The sequence below is a fragment of the Pedobacter nyackensis genome, from assembly GCF_900176505.1.
GTDB lineage: Bacteria > Bacteroidota > Bacteroidia > Sphingobacteriales > Sphingobacteriaceae > Pedobacter > Pedobacter nyackensis.
The window spans coordinates 150,000-171,240 of sequence record NZ_FWYB01000012.1; the positions used below are offsets into that span (position 1 = coordinate 150,000).

Here is a 21,241-nt window from a genome sequence, read left to right on the forward strand (position 1 = left end):
AGCTATGAAAGAATTTTTAAAAACACTAAAGAAATCATTCCTCATAGCAGGTGCTATTCTTGCTATGAACGGGTGTAAAATAGATACGGATCCCCTGGACAGATATACCGATGTAGCTGTTTATCAGAATCCGGCTAATATCCGCCTTTATATAATTGGTATGTATAATGAATTTAACACTTTTAAGTTCGGCACTTTTCCTATTGGCTACGACAATGCGACCGATGCATTAACTGATCTTATGAAATATACTTCCGGGGTTTCTGGAAATGGAACAGTTAACATTCTGGCCTCGGATGCCTCAAGAGTGAGTGCGGCAGGACCACAGTTAAATTATTGGACTGCCGGTTACGCCAGAATCCGCCGTTTGAATGAGTTTTTGGAAGGATTGGATACCAAAGCACAAGGACTGGATGAAGGTACGAAACTGAAGTTTCAGGCCGAAGCAAGGTTCATCAGAGGATATGTTTATTTCTGGCTGGTAAAAATGCACGGCAGCGTGATATTGCAGGATAAATTGACGAGCGAAAAAGATAAGCAGCGCTCTAGTGAAGATGAGTGCTGGAACTTTATTGCTTCAGATTTTTCCTTTGCAGCTGAGTACCTGCCCAAAACCTGGGACGCAGGGAATACCGGGAGGGCTACAAAAGGTGCTGCCTACGGAATGCTGGCCAGAACATGGTTGTATGCAGCCTCTATTGCTGAATATGATAAAAAGCAATTTAATGCCGACGAGCTGACTGGCGTACCTGCGGCAAAAGCCACAGCTTATTATACGAATGCATCTAATGCAGCTGAGGAAGTGAAGAAGCTGGCAGCAGAAGGTTTATATGATCTTGAAGCAAATTTCGCATCTATTTTTACCAATAAAAACACCAAAGAAGCCATCTTTAAAATTGATTTTATTCGCCCGCAGTTGACCCATCAGTATGATTTGGGATTTGCTCCACCAAAGGATGCTCCGGGGCAGGTTTTGGTATATGGAGTGCCTACAGCTGAGTTGGTAGATGAATTTGAAATGAGTGATGGTTCAACTTTTTCATGGTCTAATCCCGCAATGGCTGCTAACCCTTACGCCAATAGAGAGCAGCGCTTTAATGCAACCATAATATTTAATGGTTCATCCTGGAAAGGCAGGACAGTAAATACAACACCTTCAGATGGAGTGGAAGGTATTACTGAATATGGCGCCTCTACAGATCCTAAAAAAACGGTTAGCGGTTATTACGCTAAGAAATTTCTTGATCCGCTTAATACACAAATTGTAATCAATAAAAGTGATCAGAGTTGGATGGAGCTGCGTTACGCAGAGGTATTGTTAATCGATGCTGAAGCCAAATCTAAAATCAATGATATCGCTGGTGCGAAGACATCATTGAATATTTTAAGAAATAAAAGAGGATTGCCAAATACACCATCTCAAACGCCTGCGGAATTAATGAATGCAGTAGAGCATGAGCGTATTGTGGAGCTTGCCTTTGAAGGACATCGTTACTGGGATTTGAGAAGATGGAGAAAAGCGCATGTTGTACTAAACAATGTAAGGTTTACGGGCCATAAAGGTACACCGGTTGGTTCATCAGTAAGTTATACAACAGTTCCTGTAGACAATACAAATCGTCAGTTCACCCCAGCATTATACTACATTCCAATTCCGCTCGATGAAATTTTGAGGAACAATTCAATTACTCAGATCAAGGGATGGTAGTATTTAGTTATAATATTAAACTTTTAATGATGAAGAAATTATCATTGGTTTTTATAGTTACAGCACTGGCTGGCCTGGTGCTTAACTCCTGTAAAAAGGCAGAAAAGGTAGTTCCCAATACAAAGAACGATCTAAACGATATATATGGTACTATTGAGGGTATGGGGAGCAGTCGTCTTTTTGAGCCTCGTTTTAGTGCAAATATGGATACCATCTATTTCGATATGCCTTATTATTATCCGATTAATTCGGATAATGAAGTCGACCTTTCTAAGATTATCTTAAGATCGAACGTACCCTCTGATGCTATTGTTAAACCAGGATTAGGTATCATACAAGACGTATCGAAACCCTTTAAGCTTAACATCACATCGGGGTCGGGCGAAGTCAGATCTTTCGTGGTTGTATCTAAAAAGGTAGGAGATGTTTCCATTACCAAAGCAAAAGTGCTTTATCAGGCCGGGGCTTCCACACAGGAGATTGAGGCGGTAATTAAAGGGAATGATGTGCTGTTTTATATACTTCCGGGTACTGATTTATCTTCCGCAACATTAAATCTGGAAATCAACAAGCATTCCACGAGTTCTATTGTTAGTGGGGGAAGTATCAATTTATCGCAAGATCTGCCTTTAACCATTACTGGTGTGGATGGTTTAAAAAAGACCTATACACTTAAAGCTGCTGAGCCGGTTAAACTTGATTATGGGGTAGGTATAAGCAGGAGGCTATGGACAAAAACAGCAGCTGAGCTTGGCTTTACTGCCAATATGGAACCTTCATTAGCTGTGTCAGGTGATTATCTGGTTACTGTTGTTCGTACAAATCCGGCTGTTTACAGAGTGTTTAACAGGCATACCGGGGCATATGTTAAAAACATGGCCTTACCTTTTAGTGCACTTGCTATGCAAATTGTAAATGATTCGGAAGGTAACCTGATTGGGACTACTTTTGGGGCCAAAAATGGTAAGTTCATTGCATATAAGTGGAGTAATATAGATGCTACTCCAGTTAAACTGATTGATTGGACTAACAATAATCCGACCGGAATAACAGGTGATGGAGGAGTAGGAAGGAGACTTAATATTTATGGTAACGTGAATACCAATGCGATCATCATGAGCACCGGTGGCCAGTCAAAAATCATTTACAAGTGGCGGATCCAGAATGGTGTACTTGTGAGCAATACCCCTGAAGTAATTACTTATAACTCGATTACCGGAGGTGCTGCTTCATTTATGGGATATCAAGCCGATGCACAACCTATTTCCACAGATGCCAACACTGATTACTTTATCAATTATCAGTTTGAAATAGGTTTGGTTAGCGGGATTACAAATGAAAGAACGATTGGTTTTGCCAACGAAACAGCTGTTTTTGGAGTGTTCCACTTTGCAACTGACTACATTGTGTTTAACAATGCCAAATATCTCGCTATTCAGAAATTTGTTAAAACAACAAGCTATAACAATGCGGTGTTGGGACTTTTTGATGTAACAGAAAACTCTAAGATCAATTTATCTGCGGCAGATCCAAGATATCCAACCTTTAATATTTATAATTCTGAAGAGTTTTTAGGGGCAACAGTCAATTCCAATGGTACTGGGGATGTGTGTATAGGATTATCACCTGATAAAGAGCGCATGCAGGTTTATATGTTGCTAACCAATGGTGGTATACTGGCTCATGAATTTACTAAGTACGCTCCTTAATATCAATTAATGTCCGACAGCCTATCTTATAAAGGTAGGCTGTTAATTACCATTAACTAAAAACAAAGCATGATGAAGAAGATCATTTATCCAATATTCCTATTAGCAGTAATCCTGCTTTTTAATCTGGGGGGCTGCAAAAAGTCGAACCCCGGAAAAGTAGTAGATGAATTAGAAGAGGAAACGAAAATACGACCAGATACGATGCGCCGCGGCGAGGCCATTGCCTGGGTTGATGCACGTTCCAATGTTTTTGGAACCTATGGTCGTTTCAGCGATACGACCATGATCAAAAAAACACTGGATACCCTTAAAGAAGTAGGGGTAACTGGTTTGGTGCTTGATGTGAAAGGCTCAAACGGTTACACCATGTATCCAAGTAATTATTCAACCCACTTAACCAGTATGGATGGGAAAACCTTTACCGTGGGTGTTGATTATGTTGGATTTATGGTTGCCCAGGCAAAAAAGCGTAATTTAAAAATCTATGCCTCCATTGTTACCTTTGTGGAAGGCTCGGCATCAAAAGGTTTGGTGTACGAAAATGCAACCTGGAAAGATCAATATCAATCAATCGTTTGTGATGAGAGCGGCAAAAGAGTGCCCATCGTATCTACCGGTAAGAACGGTTTTGTGAATCCTGCCATACCAGAAGTTCAGGAAAGAGCCCTGAATATCATTAAGGAAATAGTTGGGAAATATGAAATTGATGGCTTAATACTAGATTATGCGCGCTACACAGACATCAATGCTGATTTTTCTGATTTCAGCAAAAATGATTTCATAAAATTCCTGGAAACAAAATATAATGATACACAGGCCAAACGAATGGAATTCCCTGCAGATATTGTTAAATCATGGAAAATAGTAAGTGGTGTAGTAACACCTAATGTAACTGGAAAATATTACAAGCGCTGGTTGCTTTATCGCGCTACAGTAATTCATGATTTCTTTGTTAAAGCCCGTGGAGCTGTTAAAAGTATAAAGCCTAATATGAAATTTGGCGTTTATGTAGGGGCATGGTATACCACTTACTATTCGGTAGGAGTGAACTGGGCAAGTCAGGATTATGATCCATTTAACGATTATGAATTACGTTTTGACTGGTCTTATCCTGATTACAATAAAACTGGTTATGGTGAACAACTGGATCTCTTGATGACCGGTAATTATTTTACGCAGTTGATGCTGGCAGATAATCCGGCTACTGCAGGTTTAGCCTATCATTGGTGGAGTGTTGAAGGATCAATAAAGGGTGGAAAATATATCACCAGGAATAAAATGCCATTGTATGGAAGTATTGATATGGGGAATGTGGATTGGCCAAATTTACAAGCCATTAGCAATACCATCAAATACATTAGGTCTAACGCCTCTGGCGGTGTAATGCTGTTTGATGTGGTTCACGTGTATGCACCACAGTACAACCGACTTAAGAAACCTCTTTGGGATGCATTGAAAGAAGGTTTAAAAAAATAGTGGTTAGTTTTGAAAAGCAGGCGGCAAGATTTGTCGCCCTGCTTTTTCAGTTTTCTTGCCCTTTTAAAGCTTTAGTGCCAATAAATGTTGTGAAATCTTAGTATTTTGCCCTGCAACAGCTTTAAATATGAAAGGACTTTATCTCAAGTGTCTGTTTTTATGTCAGTTTACTCTTTTGTTTGTCGGCAACGGGCAATTGCAGGCGCAATCTAAACTTCAGCAATTTGATGATCAGGTGCTGATTAACCTCTCTAATTCCAGAACGCATGCGAAAACAGATTTATTTCTTTTTATATCGAAGTACAATGATGTGGTAAATGTTGGTGTCCCTGTTGGTTTATTAGCTGCCGGCATAATCAACAATGACAAATCCATGCGGCAAAATGCGCTTTATATAGCCAGCAGCTCAGTCGTAAATGGATTGGTTACGCTATTGATTAAAAAAACAGTGAAACGTCCGCGACCATTTTTAGCGAATGTTAAGATCCGCGCGGTGTACCAACCTCCCCAGCACTCTTTTCCATCAGGACATACTTCTACAGCCTTTACAACAGCTACGGCGCTTTCGCAGGTTTACCCAAAATGGTATGTTGTTGTACCTTCCTATTTATGGGCGGGTTCTGTTGGTTTTTCGCGCCTGTATTTAGGTGTGCATTACCCAACAGATGTAGCGGCCGGTGCGGTATTAGGCACAGGAACAGCTTTCTCTTTACGCTCCATGCGTGCAGATTAAGCCCTAATTGATTTTTAACCAGCCGGTAATACTCATTCTTGGCTTATTGGTGATCAATACTTCATGTTCAAGTTCGCTGCTTTTAAAGAACACGCTTTTACCGTTAACCGGTGAGATATTCTGCAAATTATCAACGTGGTGGATACACAGTTGTCCGCCATCTTCTTCCGCCCAATTCTCGTTTAAATACATGATCATGGAGTACTGTCGCACTTCGTTATTCCGAAACTGATCTACGTGCTTTTTATAAAAGCTGCCTGTTTCGTATAGGGTATAATGAAACTCATAGCCGGTGATTCCGGTATAGCAGGTGCGGTTTAGATGGCTAATAAAAGTATCCATCAGATCAAAAAAACTGTTTTCATGCACATCATTGTGCGCTCTGTCGAGCCAGTAAATTTTATCACTCCTGTACATCTTGTCGTGCACAACTAGCGTGTCGTTGCCTGTACCTGCCGAAAGCATGAGCTTGTCTTTAAACAAGCCGATCAGGTTAGTGATAAGGTGTTCTGACAAGTCTTTACTTAAAAAGTTTTCTGCGATACCTACTTTGTTTTCTATAAAGCTGTCAATAAGCTGGTCAAAGATCTTTTCCAATGGAATGTTTAAGCGAGTAAGGTAGCGTTAATATATGGCTATATACCTTGGGTGCCAATTAATAAATAGACTTATTTTCAGACTCGGTTCTTTTTTGCTAATTTTGTTAGTAAATGAAAAGATCCGGAACCGCTGATTTACCCTTGCATTATGGCGAAGTACCAAAGTGGCTCTATGAACGTATGTCGCGGCTTGGCCTTGCCATTACAGAAGCTATTGTAGAAGAATATGGCACTGCAGAAGTATTGCGCCGTCTAAGTGATCCCTTCTGGTTTCAGAGCCTTGGTGCAGTGATGGGGATGGACTGGCACTCATCGGGTATTACTACATCAGTAATGGGCTCTTTAAAGGCAGCAGTTAATCCGCATTACAAAGAGCTTGGTATATATTTCTGCGGCGGTAAGGGGCAGAAATCGCGCAATACACCTGAGGAGCTATTACGTTTTGGTGAGCGGACCGGTCTCAATGGTCAGGCGCTGGTACGTAGCAGTAAATTGAGTGCTAAAGTAGATAATACAGCGTTGCAGGATGGTTTCCAATTGTATACACATAGCTTTGTTGTAAATGCAGAAGGGCTTTGGACTGTTGTGCAACAAGGTATGCAGCGTGGAGGTACCACAGCTCGAAGATATCACTGGCATTCGGATGGCCTGGCCTCGTTCGTGGAGGAACCACATACAGGTATCTGTGGTAAAAATCAGGGACAGATTTTGAATTTGGTTGCGAAAGCAGCACAACCTTCAAGAACAGCCATGTTAAGCATGACAACTGAAAATCCTGATCGTATGCTTAGAGAGGTAAAAAGGTTGGTTATGCCCAATCATCATGATGTGAGAGCCAAAGATGTTGATTTAAAACGTCTTGGTTCAATGCTGTGGCTGACACAAGAAAAACAACCTGCTGATTTTGAAGAATTGCTTTTACTGGAAGGTATGGGGCCAAGAACCTTGCAGTCGATGGCCCTGGTAAGCGAGATCATTTACGGAACACCTTCACGTTTTACAGATCCCGCGCGTTTTTCTTTTGCTCATGGTGGAAAGGATGGGCACCCATTTCCTGTACCGGTTAAAGTTTATGATGAGACCATTAGTATTTTGACAAAAGCAATACACCGGGCAAAAGTAGGACAGAGTGATAAATTGCATGCCATTCAACAACTCAGTAGCCTGTCTCGAAAAGCAGAACAACACTTTGTACCCAACGATAATTTTGATGCTTTGATTGAAAAAGAGCGTCGGGATTCCTGGAAATACGGCGGGAAAACTGTTTTTGGAGATGCAAAACCACCTGATAATCCTCAGTTACAGCTGTTTTAGAAAAACGTTATTGCAACAGACCTTTCAACTGTAAATACTTACCTTCGCGTTTATTTTAAAGTAAAGTACTACAAAAGGAATTAAATATGGTTTGGGAAAAGTTATTGTCGTCTAAACGTTGGGGAAATGAAGATAGGTTTATTGGTAATCAGAAAGAATCAAGGTCTGAATTTCAACGCGACTACGACAGGATCATATTCTCTTCTCCGTTTAGAAGACTACAGAACAAAACCCAGGTTTTTCCTTTACCAGGTAGCATATTTGTACACAACAGGTTAACGCATAGTCTGGAGGTTGCCAGTGTTGGCCGCTCTTTAGGAACCATCTTTTACAATAAAATTAAAGACCGTGATCCGGGAATTGACGATAGTTGCCCTTTACTTTGTGAAGTGGGTAACATCATTGCCTCGGCTTGTCTGGCACATGACCTGGGAAATCCCGCTTTTGGTCATTCGGGTGAAGCAGCCATTTCTCATTATTTTACCGATGGTGATGGAAAGATCTATAAGGATCAGGTAAGTGCTGAGCAATGGGAAGACCTGATTCATTTTGAAGGTAATGCAAATGCTTTACGCATCCTAACTCATCCCTTTGCGGGTAAGGGAACGGGTGGTTTTGCGCTTACCTATGCTACATTGGCGGCCATTGCCAAATATCCATGTGCATCCATAGCCGGACATAATAAAAAGAACATTTTTACTAAAAAATATGGTTTCTTCCAGTCGGAGCAAAGTGGCTTTGAAAAGATAGCTACAGAAATGGATCTGATCAAAGTACAGGACTCACCATTGATCTATAAAAGACATCCATTGGTATATCTGGTAGAGGCAGCGGATGACATTTGCTACAATATCATTGATCTGGAAGATGCACACCGTTTAAAAATCCTTTCCTATCAGGAGGTAGAAACATTATTGTTGCCTTTATGCAGGGATGAAAAGATGACCGCGCGATTGACGGAAATGGACGACGATGATGCAAAAATCACGCTGATGAGAGCAAAATCAATCAGTACTTTAATCAGTTTATGTTCGGAAGTGTTCTTTAAAGAGGAGCAGACCATTCTGAATGGCGATTTTAACCAAAGTCTGATGGATGCCATTGAAGAACCATTTCTATCTGTAATGAAGGAAATTGAAAAGGTCTCGATTAAAAAAATTTATAACTATTCATCTGTAGTGCAGATTGAGGTAGCGGGTTACCAGGTAATGGGTGGTTTGTTGGAAGAGTTTATTCCGGCTTACCTGAAAAATGAATCGAAATACCACAAAAAGCTCGTAGAGCTGATACCGAAACAATTTTTAACTCAAAAAACTGATGCTTATTCTAAAATTCAGTCGGTTTTGGATTTCGTTTCAGGCATGACGGATATTTATGCGGTAGAATTGTTTAGAAAGATCAAAGGAATCTCATTTCCATCAATGAGTTAAGTCGTTTTGGTGAGTTAAACTAAAAGAACGTATCTTTATTTTTATATGCTCGATACGTCATCTCTAAGTTTATCTAACTGGTCGCTCAAAAAAACGCTTGAAAGTACCACAGACCCAATATTAAAGGCCCAGATTATTGTATTCTTTTGGGTTTTTATGCTTAATTTTTTAAAATTCGGTGTGATTTTACCGGAGTATATCGCCGACGGTAAAATAGAACTTATAGCTGGATGTACGTTCGCTATTTTGATTACGCTATTTGTAATCAAAATTTTACTGTCAAGACCAGGCTATCTAGCTCATCTGATGCATTTTGTTTTAGTTTTGAACATTGCATTCATGTGGTCGAAAATGCTCAGCCCGAATTACTCTTTAAACCTGATTACGATACAAAATGTATTTATGATCTGCATGTGGAGCTTTTATGGCTTAAGCAACAGATGGGGCATTTTTTATTCTATTGTTGCTATTGGCACCGTTTCGGTAGGCATGTTTATACATAACACAGATACGCTTAGTCTGGGCTTGCCTGACGTTTCTATGGCTGCATCTGTAGTCATTATAGTGCTCAATACAACCATTATACTACTTGGGCATTACTTCTATCGCAATGCGATTTACAATACCATAGAGGAGAAGGAGAAGCTAAACGATGAGTTGGCGGAATCTAATGAAGCTAAAATCTTATTTCTTTCCACCATGTCGCACGAATTGAGAACGCCACTTAACTCGGTAATCGGGATAACAAATCTGTTGATTGAAGACAGCAAAGAGAAAGAACAAAATGAGCATCTCGATATTTTGAAGTTCTCGGCCGAAAGCCTGCTAACCTTGATTAATGATATTCTTGATTTTAATAAAATGGGTTCGGGAAAGGTAGAACTGGAATCGATTTCTTTTAACCTGAAAGCGCTTTTAGCGAATGCCTGTGCTGGCCTGAGTATAAAGGCGGTTGAAAAGGGCTTGTACTGTACGTTGACGATCGACCCGGAATTAGATGATCAGCATATTATTGGTGATCCGACCAGATTACTGCAGATCATATATAACCTGGTTGGAAATGCGATTAAATTCACTCAGAAAGGCGGTGTTCAACTTAAGGTAAAGCTTTTGCAGCGAGATGATAATTTGTTGCTGTTAAGATTTGTAGTCAGGGATTCCGGACTTGGGATTAGTGCAGAACAGCAACATCATATATTTGAACCTTTTGTGCAGGCTTCGAGAAACACAACCCGGAAATATGGAGGTACTGGATTGGGTTTATCTATTGTAAAGCACCTGCTTACACTGCACAACAGTGAAGTTCATGTTGAAAGTAAAATCAATGCCGGGGCTAAGTTCTATTTTGATATTTTTTATCAGACTGGATTAGCCGATAAGGGGATTGTGCAATTGAGCGGCGATAATGATCCGGTCGACATTTCGGGATTAAGGGTGCTGTTGGCTGAGGACAATATGATGAGCATCTTGTTTATGAAAAAGTTATTTTCGAAATGGAATGTTTCGTTAACGGTGGCAGAGCATGGACAAGAGGTGCTGGATATTATAAATGAAAACGATTTTGATGTGGTGCTGATGGATATCCATATGCCTGTGCTGAACGGCTATGAAACCACCAGAAAGCTGAGAGCGCTCCAGGATAAATCTAAGGCAGATGTTTATATTGTAGCTTTAACCGCTTCTTTATCAAGAGAGATTGAGTTGGCGGTGACGGAGGTTGGGATGAATGATATGATTAGTAAGCCTTTTCAAACAAACGAATTGCTGCATAAGCTTAAACAGATTAAGGTCGGACGACTGGAGACCAGTAATTTATTTTTGCCACAAAAATCACATGTTTAGCGGTTATTAAATCTTAAATTCATTTAACTTTTTAGCTTTGTTCAAAATACAAGTAGAAGTTACATAATGAAATTAGGAAATTTAGAACCTCAAGCCCTTTGGAATAATTTTATAGCGTTAAACGCGATACCACGAGCTTCCAAAAATGAAGCACAAGTAATAGAATTTATGGTTGCCTTTGGTAAGGATCTGGGCTTAGAAACCATAAAGGATCATATTGGTAATGTGGTGATTAAAAAGCCGGCCACTGAAGGAATGGAAAACAGAGAAACTGTTGTACTTCAGTCGCATTTGGATATGGTTCACCAAAAGAACAGCGATAGCGACTTTGACTTTGATACACAGGGTATTGAAATGTATATTGATGACGACTGGGTAAAGGCTAAAGGTACTACTTTAGGTGCCGACAATGGTATTGGAGTAGCCACGATTATGGCATTATTGGCTGCGGATGATATTGCACATCCTGCTTTAGAAGCTTTGTTTACCATTGATGAAGAGACAGGTATGACGGGCGCTAAGCAGCTTGACCCCTCTAATATATCGGGCAATATCTTGTTAAATCTGGATACGGAAGAAGATGATGAGCTGACTATAGGATGTGCTGGTGGTATTGATACAACCACGGTATACAGCTATAAACACCATTCAGTTGTGAATGATAGTGTAGCCTTTAAAGTTTCAATTAAGGGCTTGTTGGGTGGTCATTCCGGTATGGACATTCATAAGGGAAGGGCAAATGCCAATAAGTTATTAACCAGATTGTTGTATAATGGTAATAAAGTACTGGATCTGCAATTGGCTTCACTGGAAGGTGGAAGTTTAAGAAACGCCATTCCTCGCGAGGCAAGTGCTGTTGTAGCCGTTTCAAATGATCAGAAATCAGCATTCCTTTCTTTTATCGGCGATTTCTCTGAAGTGATCAAAGCTGAATATCAATCCATAGAGCCTGGTTTAAAGATCAACGTAGAGGAAAACACGCTACCTTTAGAGGTGCTGGATAAACAAGATTACCATAAAATTATCAATGCCTTATACACGGTGCCAAATGGTGTTTTCAGGATGAGCCCGGATATCCCGGATCTGGTTGAAGCTTCTACAAACCTGGCCAGAGTGATCATTAAAGACGGAGAGTTTATCACCAAGTCGCTACAACGTAGCAGTGTTGAAAGTACTAAGGAAGATGTAGCTATTGCAGTAGGTGCAGCATTTGAAAATATAGGCAGTACAGTAACCACCAGCGGTGATTATCCGGGGTGGAAACCTGATGCCGAATCGAAGATTTTATCCCTGATGCGGAAATTGTATATGACAAACTTTAATGCTGAGGCAAATGTAAATGCTTGTCATGCCGGTTTAGAGTGTGGTATACTGGGTGCACACTTGCCCGGTATGGATATGATTTCTTTTGGTCCCACCATTCATGGCGCACATTCTCCTGATGAAAGGGTACAAATCTCGTCGGTTAATAAGTTCTGGTATTATCTTTTAAATGTGCTGCAGGAAATACCGGTTCGTTAAAATCACTATTTATTCATTTATTTGTAAGCTCTAATTAATTAGTAATCAATATTCAATGAACGAGGAATTTTATCTTCATATTTTTAATAAACAAAACAGTATTGAGCCTGTACCCTCTAATCAGGAGCTGGCCGACTGGGCAATGAATCTGATGAATTTGTTGTATCCGGAGCGTTTAACCACACCTGATTATTCGATCAATGAGATCAAGCGCTTGTTTAATAAGCAGGAAAGGGAACTGGTTAAATTGTTAAATGCGACCAAAGCATGTGAGCAATGTAATAATGAAACGATTGTTTCGGAGTTCTTTGCCGGGCTCCCTGAATTGTATAGGAAGATGAATACCGATATTGAAGCTATTTTAACCGGAGATCCTGCAGCAAAAAGTGAGTTTGAAGTGATTAGAAGCTATCCGGGTTTTCTGGCTATCGCCTTGTACCGGATTGCACATACTTTATTGAAGGCTGATGTGCCCATAGTACCTCGCATACTAACGGAGTACGCACATTCGCTTACAGGAATTGACATCCACCCGGGTGCTGTGATCGGTGAATATTTGTACATCGATCATGGTACCGGATTGGTGATTGGCGAAACAACAGTAATTGGTAGTCATGTTAAATTATACCAGGGTGTAACCTTGGGGGCCTTGAGTGTAGAGAAGTACATGAGCAATACCAAAAGGCACCCTACGATTGAAGATCATGTAATCATTTACTCTGGGGCAACCATATTGGGCGGTGAAACGGTAATCGGCTCCAATTCAATTATAGGTGGAAACGTATGGCTTACCAAAAGCGTACCTTCCGGATCTACGGTATACCACCAATCCTCAGTAAAAGTTATAGAAACAAAAGACACCAAGTAAAAATGGGAAACATTATAGAATTTATAGGGAATACCCCTTTGGTTGAGATTAGCAAGTTAAATCCGAATCCTAATGTTAAAATATTTGCAAAACTGGAGGGGAACAATCCGGGTGGTAGTGTAAAGGATCGTGCAGCTTTAAATATGATCCGCAGTGCGATTGAGCGTGGAGATATTAAAAAGGGTACCCGTCTAATTGAGGCTACGAGTGGTAACACCGGTATTGCACTGGCAATGATTGCGAGTATATACGACCTGGAAATTGAACTCGTGATGCCTGCAAGCTCAACAAGAGAACGCACTTTAACGATGGAGGCATTTGGTGCTAAAGTTACCTTATTGGAATCTATAGAAGTTTGTCGTGATTACGCTGAAGAACAGCGTGATAAGCATGGGTATTTTTTACTTGATCAGTTCGCTAATCCGGATAATTATCTGGCGCATTATAAAACCACAGGGCCTGAAATCTGGCGTGATACCAATCAGAAAATTACCCATTTTGTAAGTTCGATGGGCACAACGGGCAGTATTATGGGGAACTCTATGTTTTTAAAAGAACAGAACCCGGAGATACAGATTGTGGGTTGTCAGCCTACAGAAGAATCTTCTATTCCGGGTATCCGCCGTTGGCCGGAAGCGTACCTGCCTAAAATATTCGATGCAAGTAGGGTAGACCGCGTGATGGATGTTTCGCAGCAGGAGGCTACGGAGAAGGCAAGACAACTGGCAAAGGTTGAAGGGATATTCGCAGGAATGAGCAGTGGAGGCGCTTTAGCCTGTGCTTTAAAACTTGCCGAAGAGCTTGAATCAGGACTTATTGTATTCATTACCTGCGATCGTGGCGACAGATATTTGAGCAGCGATTTGTTTGGATAGCCCTAATATGCTATTTTTGATTACACAATGAAGCTACAGAGATTACTTTTATTATTCCTTTTTATATCCGTTACCTCTACCTTATTTGCTCAAACCAGTTCTGAACTGAGGAGAAGTAAGGAAGCGATACAGCGGGAAATTGATTTGCTGCAAAGAAATCTGAACGCAACTTCGAGTAGCAAAAAGATGACTATGGGGCAGATTAGGGCCGTTAGTGCCAAAATCAGGCTGATGCAGAATAAGATATCAGTAATCAATTCTGAAATCAAAAACCTGGATAACCAGATCCATGAAAACACCAATGAGGTGCATACTTTAAAAAGTCAGCTGGGGCAGTTGAAAAATGAATATGCCGGAATGGTGCGTTTTGCGCAGCGAAATAAGAATGCATACGATAAGATGATGTTTATTTTTGCTTCTGATAACTTCAATCAGGCTTATAAACGCATCAAGTATTTCCAGCAATTTGGACAATACCGTAAAAAACAAGCTGATTATATTCAGGGAACTAAGAAAAAGATAGAGTACAAGATTGTAGTACTAGATAAAAATTTGAAAGAAAAAAGCAGTTTGCTGACAGAGCAGGAGCAGGAGAAGGTAAAGCTTGGTAAGAATAAAACTGAACAGGCGCAAATGCTCAATCAGATCAGCAGACAGGAGAAGCAATTCAGGCAAGACATTGCTGCCCGTAAACGTAAACAGGCAGAAATAGACAGGGCAATCCGTAACGCCATCCAACGTGAAATTGAGTTAGCGCGTAAAAAGGCAGAAGAAGAAGAGCGCCTTGCAGCACAAAAGGCAATTGCTGAAGGAAGGCCGGTGCCGGTTACTAAAGGAAAAACTACCAGTAACTACTTAACGGCTTCGCCAGAATCTGCTAAATTATCTGCCGGTTTTGAAAATAACCGTGGCCGTTTACCGTGGCCTGTTGGTCAGTATTCGATAGTTGAGCGATTTGGTAGCCATACTGAAGGGCAAGCACATTATACCAACGATGGTATCAATATCTTAACTGAACAGGGAGCAGCAGTAAAGGCTGTATTTGAAGGGGAGGTTTTGTTTGTAAGAGAGTTATATGGTACATATATTGTGGCATTACGTCATGGTGATTATTTTACCATTTACCAAAACTTAAAGACGGTTAATGTAGCCAGAGGTAACAAAGTAGAAACTAAGCAAACATTGGGTATCGTGGCTTCTAAAGAGGATGGGCCGATACTACATTTTGAAATTATGCGTGGCCAGAACAAGCTCAATCCTGAAGCCTGGATAGCAAAATAAAAACAAAAGCCTTACCTTCGTGGCAAAAAGATAAATGCTTGAAATTGTATACCAGGACGATCACTTAATCGCGATTAATAAACCACATGGATTGCTTGTACACCGTTCATCAATTGCTAATGATGCGAAAGAATTTGCACTGCAGCTGCTAAGGGATCAGGTGAGCCGCCATGTTAGTCCTGTACATAGGTTAGATAGAAAAACAGGTGGACTGTTATTGTTCGCTTTTGAGAAGGATGTGGAGATTGCGATGCATCAGCAATTTCAAAACGGGCAGGTTATAAAGAAATACCTGGCTATACTAAGAGGGTATGCCCCCGATCAGCTGGATATTGATTATCCTCTGGCGAAAGAGAATGGCACCGTTCAGGAAGCGTTCACTTCATTTGTTACTTTAAAACGGGCCGAAATTGATGTGGCCTTTGGAAAACATGAGACTTCCAGGTATTCGTTGGTGGAAGCTACACCAACAACAGGCCGTATGCATCAGTTGCGGAGGCACTTTGCCCATATCTTTTATCCGATTATAGGCGATAGGAAGCATGGTTGCAACAAACAGAATAAATTCTTTAAGGAGCAGTGGGAAATGACCACAATGTTGCTTCATGCATCAGAATTAATATTTACTCATCCGGTAACGGGAGAGAAGATCCATCTAAAATCATCGGTTCAGGAGGAGTTTTTGAGGGTTATGGAAATGTTGAAAATGTGAAAGTTTTGCACATTGAAAACAGTTATCCACAGCGGCTAAAAAAATGTCGGTTTCTATTCTTTTGCTAGTTAAGTAGTTACGAAAAAGGTCAAATTTTATCTGTTAATGTTAGTAAATTTTACCATCTTCGCACTCCCAAAACGATGGGTCAATCCTTCGTTTTTATTATTGTAAACCATAAAATATTAAAGAAAAATATGCAAATCACTTGTACACAAGTATGGAATAACTGTCTCCAAATTATAAAGGATAATATCCCGGCCCAGAGCTTCAAAACCTGGTTCGAACCGATATCAGCCCTTAAACTGGAAGATAGGGTTTTGACCGTGCAGGTGCCTAGTTTATTCTTCTACGAGTGGTTAGAAGAGCACTATGTTGGCTTATTGCGTAAGACCGTAAAACAGCAACTTGGTGATGAAGGTAGACTAGAGTATAATATCGTTGTAGATAAGTCGACAACAAACGGTGCATTACCATACACCACCAACATGCCATCTAACGGTAACGGGTCTACTAATAGGAAGCAATCTATGCCTGTTCCGGTTAACATCAACAGGGATATCAAAAACCCTTTTGTAATTCCGGGATTGAAGAAGATGAATGTAGATCCTCAGTTGAATCCAAGTTACACTTTTGAGGCTTATGTTGAGGGCGACTGTAATCGTTTGGCACGTTCGGCCGGACACGCTGTAGCGGCTAAACCGGGAGCAACATCATTCAATCCTTTGATGATCTATGGGGCTTCGGGTTTAGGTAAAACTCACCTGGCTCAGGCGATCGGTAACGAGATTAGAAGGAGCTTACCGGATAAGTTGGTTATCTATGTATCATGCGAGAAGTTTTGTCAGCAGTTTGTGGAGTCGTTAAAGAACAATACAATCAATGATTTCGTAAACTTCTATCAGGCAATGGACGTGATCATCATGGATGATGTACACAACTTCGCCGGAAAAGAGAAAACTCAGGATATCTTCTTCCATATCTTTAACCATTTACACCAGTCTGGAAAACAGATCATCATTACTTCTGATAAGGCTCCTAAGGATTTATCAGGATTGGAAGAGCGTTTGTTGAGTCGTTTCAAATGGGGCCTTTCAGCAGATCTTCAGATTCCTGAATTAGAAACAAGGATTGCTATCCTTAGAAAGAAAATGTATGCTGATGGTATCGATTTACCTGATGAAGTAGTTGAATACGTAGCGCACAATATAGATAACAACGTACGTGAGCTGGAAGGAGCAATGGTTTCATTGTTAGCTCAGTCGACCATGAACAAGAAAGAGATAGATTTGCAACTGGCTAAATCTATGCTTAAAAACTTTATCAAAAACACGACTAAAGAGGTTTCTATGGATTACATTCAGAAACTGGTTTGTGATTACTTTGAAGTACCTGTTCACTTGCTTAAAGCACCAACCCGTAAACGTGAGGTAGTGCAGGCTCGTCAGATTTCAATGTACCTGGCAAAAGGTATGACCAAAAGTTCATTGAAAACTATAGGTGCATTTTTTGGAGGAAGGGATCACTCGACAGTGATTTATGCTTGCCAAACTGTAGAGGATTTAATCCAGACAGATAAGAAATTCAGAGCTTACGTAAACGATATCGAAAAGAAATTAAAGATGAGCTAGTGCTCATCTTTAGTGTAAGCGCAACAGGATCAGATAGATTCTGAAAAGAGGGTGCTCGGATTTGAAAAACTTTTAAAAAAAGTTTGGACGATTAAATGAGAATACTACCTTTGCAGCGCTGAAAAGCACTAAATGGCCCGTTCGTCTAGGGGTGAGGACGCCAGATTTTCATTCTGGAAACAGGGGTTCGATTCCCCTACGGGCTACTAAAAAGGCCTCGATGTTAAATCACATCGAGGCCTTTTTTTATTAGCGAACCCGCCGGGTGGATCAATCCCAAGTTTGTTATCCGATTTAATAAATTAAATTAGGAATAACAGCTTATAACTAATATCTTAGTTATAAGCAAAAGAGATATGAAAAAGCTGCTCTACTTTATTCTTACACTATGCACATCTTCTGCATTAGCTCAGTCCTCTAATACAATTGACAAGGAAAAACTGATTGAATTCTATCAAAGTCAGCGTTACACGGAAGCGACGGCTTATCTGCAAATAGTTTACGGCGCCGAAACAGATCAGCCGAAAGAACTCGCGCAAATTGCCTATACAAACCTGATGGCAGGGAATCTGGCAGTTGCCGAAAAAAGTTATTTAAAGTTATACAGGCAGCAACCAGCCAGTCTACCTGTTTTATTTAATTTGGCCGCTATCAGTATTCGTAGGGGAGATGAAGGGAAGGCGATGAGTTTTTACAAGGAGATCATAAAGATAGATAGCATGAATTTCAATGTTTACAAGCAACTCGCTTCGCTTGTTTTGAATCCGGTATCTCCAGAAAAAATAGGTTATCTTGAAAAGGCAAACAAGATCAATCCTACACATCCAGATGTAGCATTTGATCTGGCAACAAGCTATAATAAATTAAATAAAAATGATTCTGCTTACCATGTATTGGATGTTGCGTTAATTGCCGATACGGCTAATCTTTCACTTTTAAAAGCCAAAATGCCGGTTTGCATTGCCTTATTAAAAATGGATGAAACTATTCAGACAGGCGTAAAGCTGATGGTTTATGGTGATAGTTCAGGCTATGTCCTTAGTAATCTTGGAAAGGCATATTACCTCAATAAAGAATATCAAAAAGCTATTGATATGTACAACGTTATTGAACGGTTGCAGCAGTCGACAGAATCTAGCTTTTACTATACCTCTCTGTGTTATAAAGAACTAAAAAACTATGCAAAAGCTGCCGACTATATGAAACTTTCTATTAAGGAGGGAATTTCACCATATATATCGAATTATTATCAGATTTTGGGAGAGATTTACGAATTGACAGGGATGATTAAAGATGCAAATCTTGCCTATCACAAAAGTTTTGATTTTGAAAATACCGGAGGTGCATACTATAATCTTGGGTTGATTAACGATTTTAAAATGGATAACAAAAAGGCTGCTTTAAAATATTACCATCTGTATCTGGCAAGCAAACCTGATCCTGAAAAACGTAAAGAGGTAATTAAGTATGTCAAAATGAGGATTGCTTACTTGCAAGGAAAAAGCTAAGAAGATAAAACAATATTTAGTTAGCAACCCCGCTCTGGCTTTAGTAAAACGGGGTTATCAACTAAATAGCTTCTATTAAAGTGATGCTGATTCCACTAAAACAATCATCTGCACAATTATGGGGCACAAACCCACAAGAAGAGATCATTCCATTGTTTTTTGTTTCCAGAGAAACGTCGGCGTCTTTTCTTTTCAATAACCATTCGGTTTTGGCTTTGTGATAGAGGTCGTCCAGAGTGAGTGTAGCGTCTCCATTTTGATGGGTATTAAGGGTCTTTGCATCTTCAACCCACTCTTCACGTACAACAATTTGATTGGATGGCCGCTCAATAGATTTGGCTATAAAAGCGCGTTCAACTACCTTACCATCTTTTACGGTGATTGTGGTTTCGTGACTGTAACCTACCCATGAGGCGAAATATACCTTATAACGATAGGAGTTGTTGGATGAGGTTTTGAAAGCTTGCCAGGTTTTAAAGCTTTTATCAAAATCATTTTCATACTCAATGTCGCTTTTTTTGCAGGACGTAAGCATGCTTGCAATCAGCAGAATGATCAGTAGGTAGTGGTTTCGGTTCATATTGGTTGTTTCTTGCCTAAACGAGTGAGATACAAATTTCGCTACAGTTCATTTCTTATTTAATTATCCATCGACATCAGAATCTATTGAATGCTTTTATGTTAATACCTGATGGGCATCCTGAAAAAAATTATAATCTTACTGGTGTAAATGATACTTTTGAAATACCAGAAAAACCCGAACTTGTTATAGACACAAACTGGTTTTCCTTGGAGGAATGCGTGGAAAAGCTAGCGATCTATTTGAAACAGAGCGTAGCTCAGCAGCAGTAAAATCGGTAGTCAAAATAGTAAGGTGAGAGTTAATATTGCTGATAAAACAGTAAGAAAGGACATTACGGCAATCAGAGAGTTATGCATGGATCCTCATTGAGTAGGAAATCGTTATACAAACTTTAATTATGGTGAATTGTATTAATAATAGTGGTTTGTAAATCATACTATATAAATAGATTCACAAAATGACAGCCTTGATAGAAGAACTGAAAAAAATATTAAACGGTGGTAGCGCTCATGTGGGATTAAAAGATGCAACAGCAAATATTCCCTTTGACTTACTTGGAGAAAGGCCGCATAATTTACCTTATAGTATTTGGCAGCTTGTTGAACACATTAGAATTGCCCAATGGGACATGCTTGAATTTAGCAAAGATGGCGGTCATAAATCGCCAAGATGGCCCGATGAATATTGGCCAAGGGAAATTGCCCCACCCGATAAAAGTAGTTGGGATAAAACTTTGAAACAGATTGATGATGATTTAATGGCATTCATTGAAATGATTCAGACGAAGGATCTATACGAGCCCATTGCCCATGGAAGTGGGCAAAATCTTTTGAGAGAAGCGCTTCAGATTGCCGATCATTCAGCTTATCATATTGCTGAAATTATAGTTATCAGGCGTTTGCTTGGTATCTGGAAAACGACTTCATAAAAAGGGCCGGTCTATGAAGTGCCCCCGAAAAGTTAGACACTTATTGGGGGCATTTTTATTTCCTGCCACCTCCCAGATTCTGATAGATAATGGTTACTGCATTCAGCTGTTTCTTTTTGGTATCTATAAGCTCCAATTAGACGCTAATGCATCTCTTGCGTCATTAAAACTTCCAGATAATCGGCTCAGGCAGATTACCTCTTTAAAATCCATTTTTATTTTAAATACATCCTTAGGATGGGGCTATGGTAAGGTTATTTTTAGTTAAACTGTAAGGATTTTTTTTGCACTAAATCTTTTGGTTATGAAGGGCGCTTAAGTATAAATGTGGAGGATTATAGTATATACTATATGATTGTATACAATAGTCAGCGTGTCGTGTCATTATTAATGGGGATTAGTGTCACAGTGGATTTATCTGTTTTGTAGCTTGTGAAGGACGAATAGCTGATTCTGCTAAGTTATGTTGATTTTTTTGATGATTAGCTGAAGATGGGGTACTGTTGTAGTACGCGTTTTC

The 21,241-nt window shown here is 40.0% G+C and carries 17 protein-coding genes and 1 tRNA gene; 16 read left to right on the forward strand and 2 right to left on the reverse strand.

All coding sequences use genetic code 11. The annotated features are described in order from the left end of the window. The first annotated feature begins 4 nt into the window (after nucleotides 1-4). From B9A18_RS19025 to B9A18_RS19040, 4 genes are all read left to right on the forward strand, one after another. Nucleotides 5-1,708 carry a RagB/SusD family nutrient uptake outer membrane protein gene (locus B9A18_RS19025; protein WP_084291128.1) on the forward strand — a complete coding sequence of 568 codons (1,704 nt, stop codon included), beginning with the start codon at nucleotides 5-7 and terminating at the stop codon, nucleotides 1,706-1,708. 26 nt (nucleotides 1,709-1,734) lie between these two features. Next, nucleotides 1,735-3,417: a DUF5018 domain-containing protein gene (locus tag B9A18_RS19030; protein ID WP_159452695.1), complete on the forward strand. Its 1,683-nt coding sequence runs from the start codon at nucleotides 1,735-1,737 to the stop codon at nucleotides 3,415-3,417. Between the two features lie 69 nt (nucleotides 3,418-3,486). Continuing rightward, a complete protein-coding gene (locus B9A18_RS19035) occupies nucleotides 3,487-4,896 on the forward strand; it encodes a family 10 glycosylhydrolase (RefSeq protein WP_084291130.1) in 1,410 nt (469 codons plus the stop codon). 127 nt (nucleotides 4,897-5,023) lie between these two features. Continuing rightward, entirely contained in the window at nucleotides 5,024-5,629 is a 606-nt protein-coding gene (locus B9A18_RS19040) for a phosphatase PAP2 family protein (protein ID WP_084291131.1), read from the forward strand. 3 nt (nucleotides 5,630-5,632) lie between these two features. Here the strand turns inward: B9A18_RS19040 and B9A18_RS19045 are convergent, their stop codons facing one another. Next, entirely contained in the window at nucleotides 5,633-6,226 is a 594-nt protein-coding gene (locus B9A18_RS19045; protein ID WP_084291132.1) for a 2OG-Fe(II) oxygenase, read from the reverse strand. A gap of 113 nt (nucleotides 6,227-6,339) precedes the next feature. Between B9A18_RS19045 and B9A18_RS19050 the strand changes: the two genes are divergently transcribed. The 11 genes from B9A18_RS19050 to B9A18_RS19100 all read left to right on the forward strand — a co-directional run bounded on the left by B9A18_RS19050 (nucleotide 6,340) and on the right by B9A18_RS19100 (nucleotide 19,210). Beyond that, nucleotides 6,340-7,542: a DUF763 domain-containing protein gene (locus B9A18_RS19050; RefSeq protein WP_084291133.1), complete on the forward strand. Its 1,203-nt coding sequence runs from the start codon at nucleotides 6,340-6,342 to the stop codon at nucleotides 7,540-7,542. An 86-nt stretch (nucleotides 7,543-7,628) separates the two neighbouring features. Then, complete coding sequence (locus tag B9A18_RS19055) at nucleotides 7,629-8,972, forward strand: deoxyguanosinetriphosphate triphosphohydrolase (RefSeq protein ID WP_084291134.1); 1,344 nt, start codon at nucleotides 7,629-7,631, stop codon at nucleotides 8,970-8,972. 156 nt (nucleotides 8,973-9,128) lie between these two features. Next, nucleotides 9,129-10,814 (forward strand): ATP-binding protein, encoded by a 1,686-nt coding sequence (locus B9A18_RS19060; protein ID WP_159452696.1) that lies wholly within the window; start codon nucleotides 9,129-9,131, stop codon nucleotides 10,812-10,814. Between the two features lie 66 nt (nucleotides 10,815-10,880). Next, nucleotides 10,881-12,335, forward strand: a complete 1,455-nt coding sequence (locus B9A18_RS19065; RefSeq protein WP_084291136.1) for an aminoacyl-histidine dipeptidase — start codon at nucleotides 10,881-10,883, stop codon at nucleotides 12,333-12,335. Nucleotides 12,336-12,390: 55 nt separating this feature from the next. Then, entirely contained in the window at nucleotides 12,391-13,203 is an 813-nt protein-coding gene (gene epsC / locus B9A18_RS19070; RefSeq protein WP_200816397.1) for a serine O-acetyltransferase EpsC, read from the forward strand. 2 nt (nucleotides 13,204-13,205) lie between these two features. Next, nucleotides 13,206-14,078 carry a cysteine synthase CysM gene (gene cysM / locus B9A18_RS19075; RefSeq protein WP_084291138.1) on the forward strand — a complete coding sequence of 291 codons (873 nt, stop codon included), beginning with the start codon at nucleotides 13,206-13,208 and terminating at the stop codon, nucleotides 14,076-14,078. A gap of 27 nt (nucleotides 14,079-14,105) precedes the next feature. Next, the gene (locus tag B9A18_RS19080; RefSeq protein WP_084291139.1) at nucleotides 14,106-15,359 is read left to right on the forward strand and encodes a murein hydrolase activator EnvC family protein; all 1,254 of its coding nucleotides are present in this window, start codon (nucleotides 14,106-14,108) and stop codon (nucleotides 15,357-15,359) included. Between the two features lie 34 nt (nucleotides 15,360-15,393). Continuing rightward, nucleotides 15,394-16,071 carry a pseudouridine synthase gene (locus B9A18_RS19085; RefSeq protein WP_084291140.1) on the forward strand — a complete coding sequence of 226 codons (678 nt, stop codon included), beginning with the start codon at nucleotides 15,394-15,396 and terminating at the stop codon, nucleotides 16,069-16,071. A gap of 197 nt (nucleotides 16,072-16,268) precedes the next feature. After that, nucleotides 16,269-17,702, forward strand: coding sequence for a chromosomal replication initiator protein DnaA (gene dnaA, locus B9A18_RS19090; protein ID WP_084291151.1), 1,434 nt, complete (start codon nucleotides 16,269-16,271; stop codon nucleotides 17,700-17,702). Between the two features lie 134 nt (nucleotides 17,703-17,836). Beyond that, nucleotides 17,837-17,908, forward strand: a tRNA-Glu gene (locus B9A18_RS19095). A gap of 150 nt (nucleotides 17,909-18,058) precedes the next feature. Next, on the forward strand, nucleotides 18,059-19,210 hold the full coding sequence (locus tag B9A18_RS19100; protein WP_084291141.1) for a tetratricopeptide repeat protein: 1,152 nt from the start codon (nucleotides 18,059-18,061) through the stop codon (nucleotides 19,208-19,210). Nucleotides 19,211-19,271: 61 nt separating this feature from the next. On the opposite strand, the gene B9A18_RS19105 is transcribed toward B9A18_RS19100, so the two are convergent. Beyond that, nucleotides 19,272-19,790, reverse strand: coding sequence for a hypothetical protein (locus B9A18_RS19105; RefSeq protein ID WP_200816398.1), 519 nt, complete (start codon nucleotides 19,788-19,790; stop codon nucleotides 19,272-19,274). Between the two features lie 460 nt (nucleotides 19,791-20,250). Between B9A18_RS19105 and B9A18_RS19110 the strand changes: the two genes are divergently transcribed. Continuing rightward, nucleotides 20,251-20,721: a DinB family protein gene (locus tag B9A18_RS19110; RefSeq protein ID WP_084291142.1), complete on the forward strand. Its 471-nt coding sequence runs from the start codon at nucleotides 20,251-20,253 to the stop codon at nucleotides 20,719-20,721. The last annotated feature ends 520 nt before the right edge of the window (nucleotides 20,722-21,241 follow it).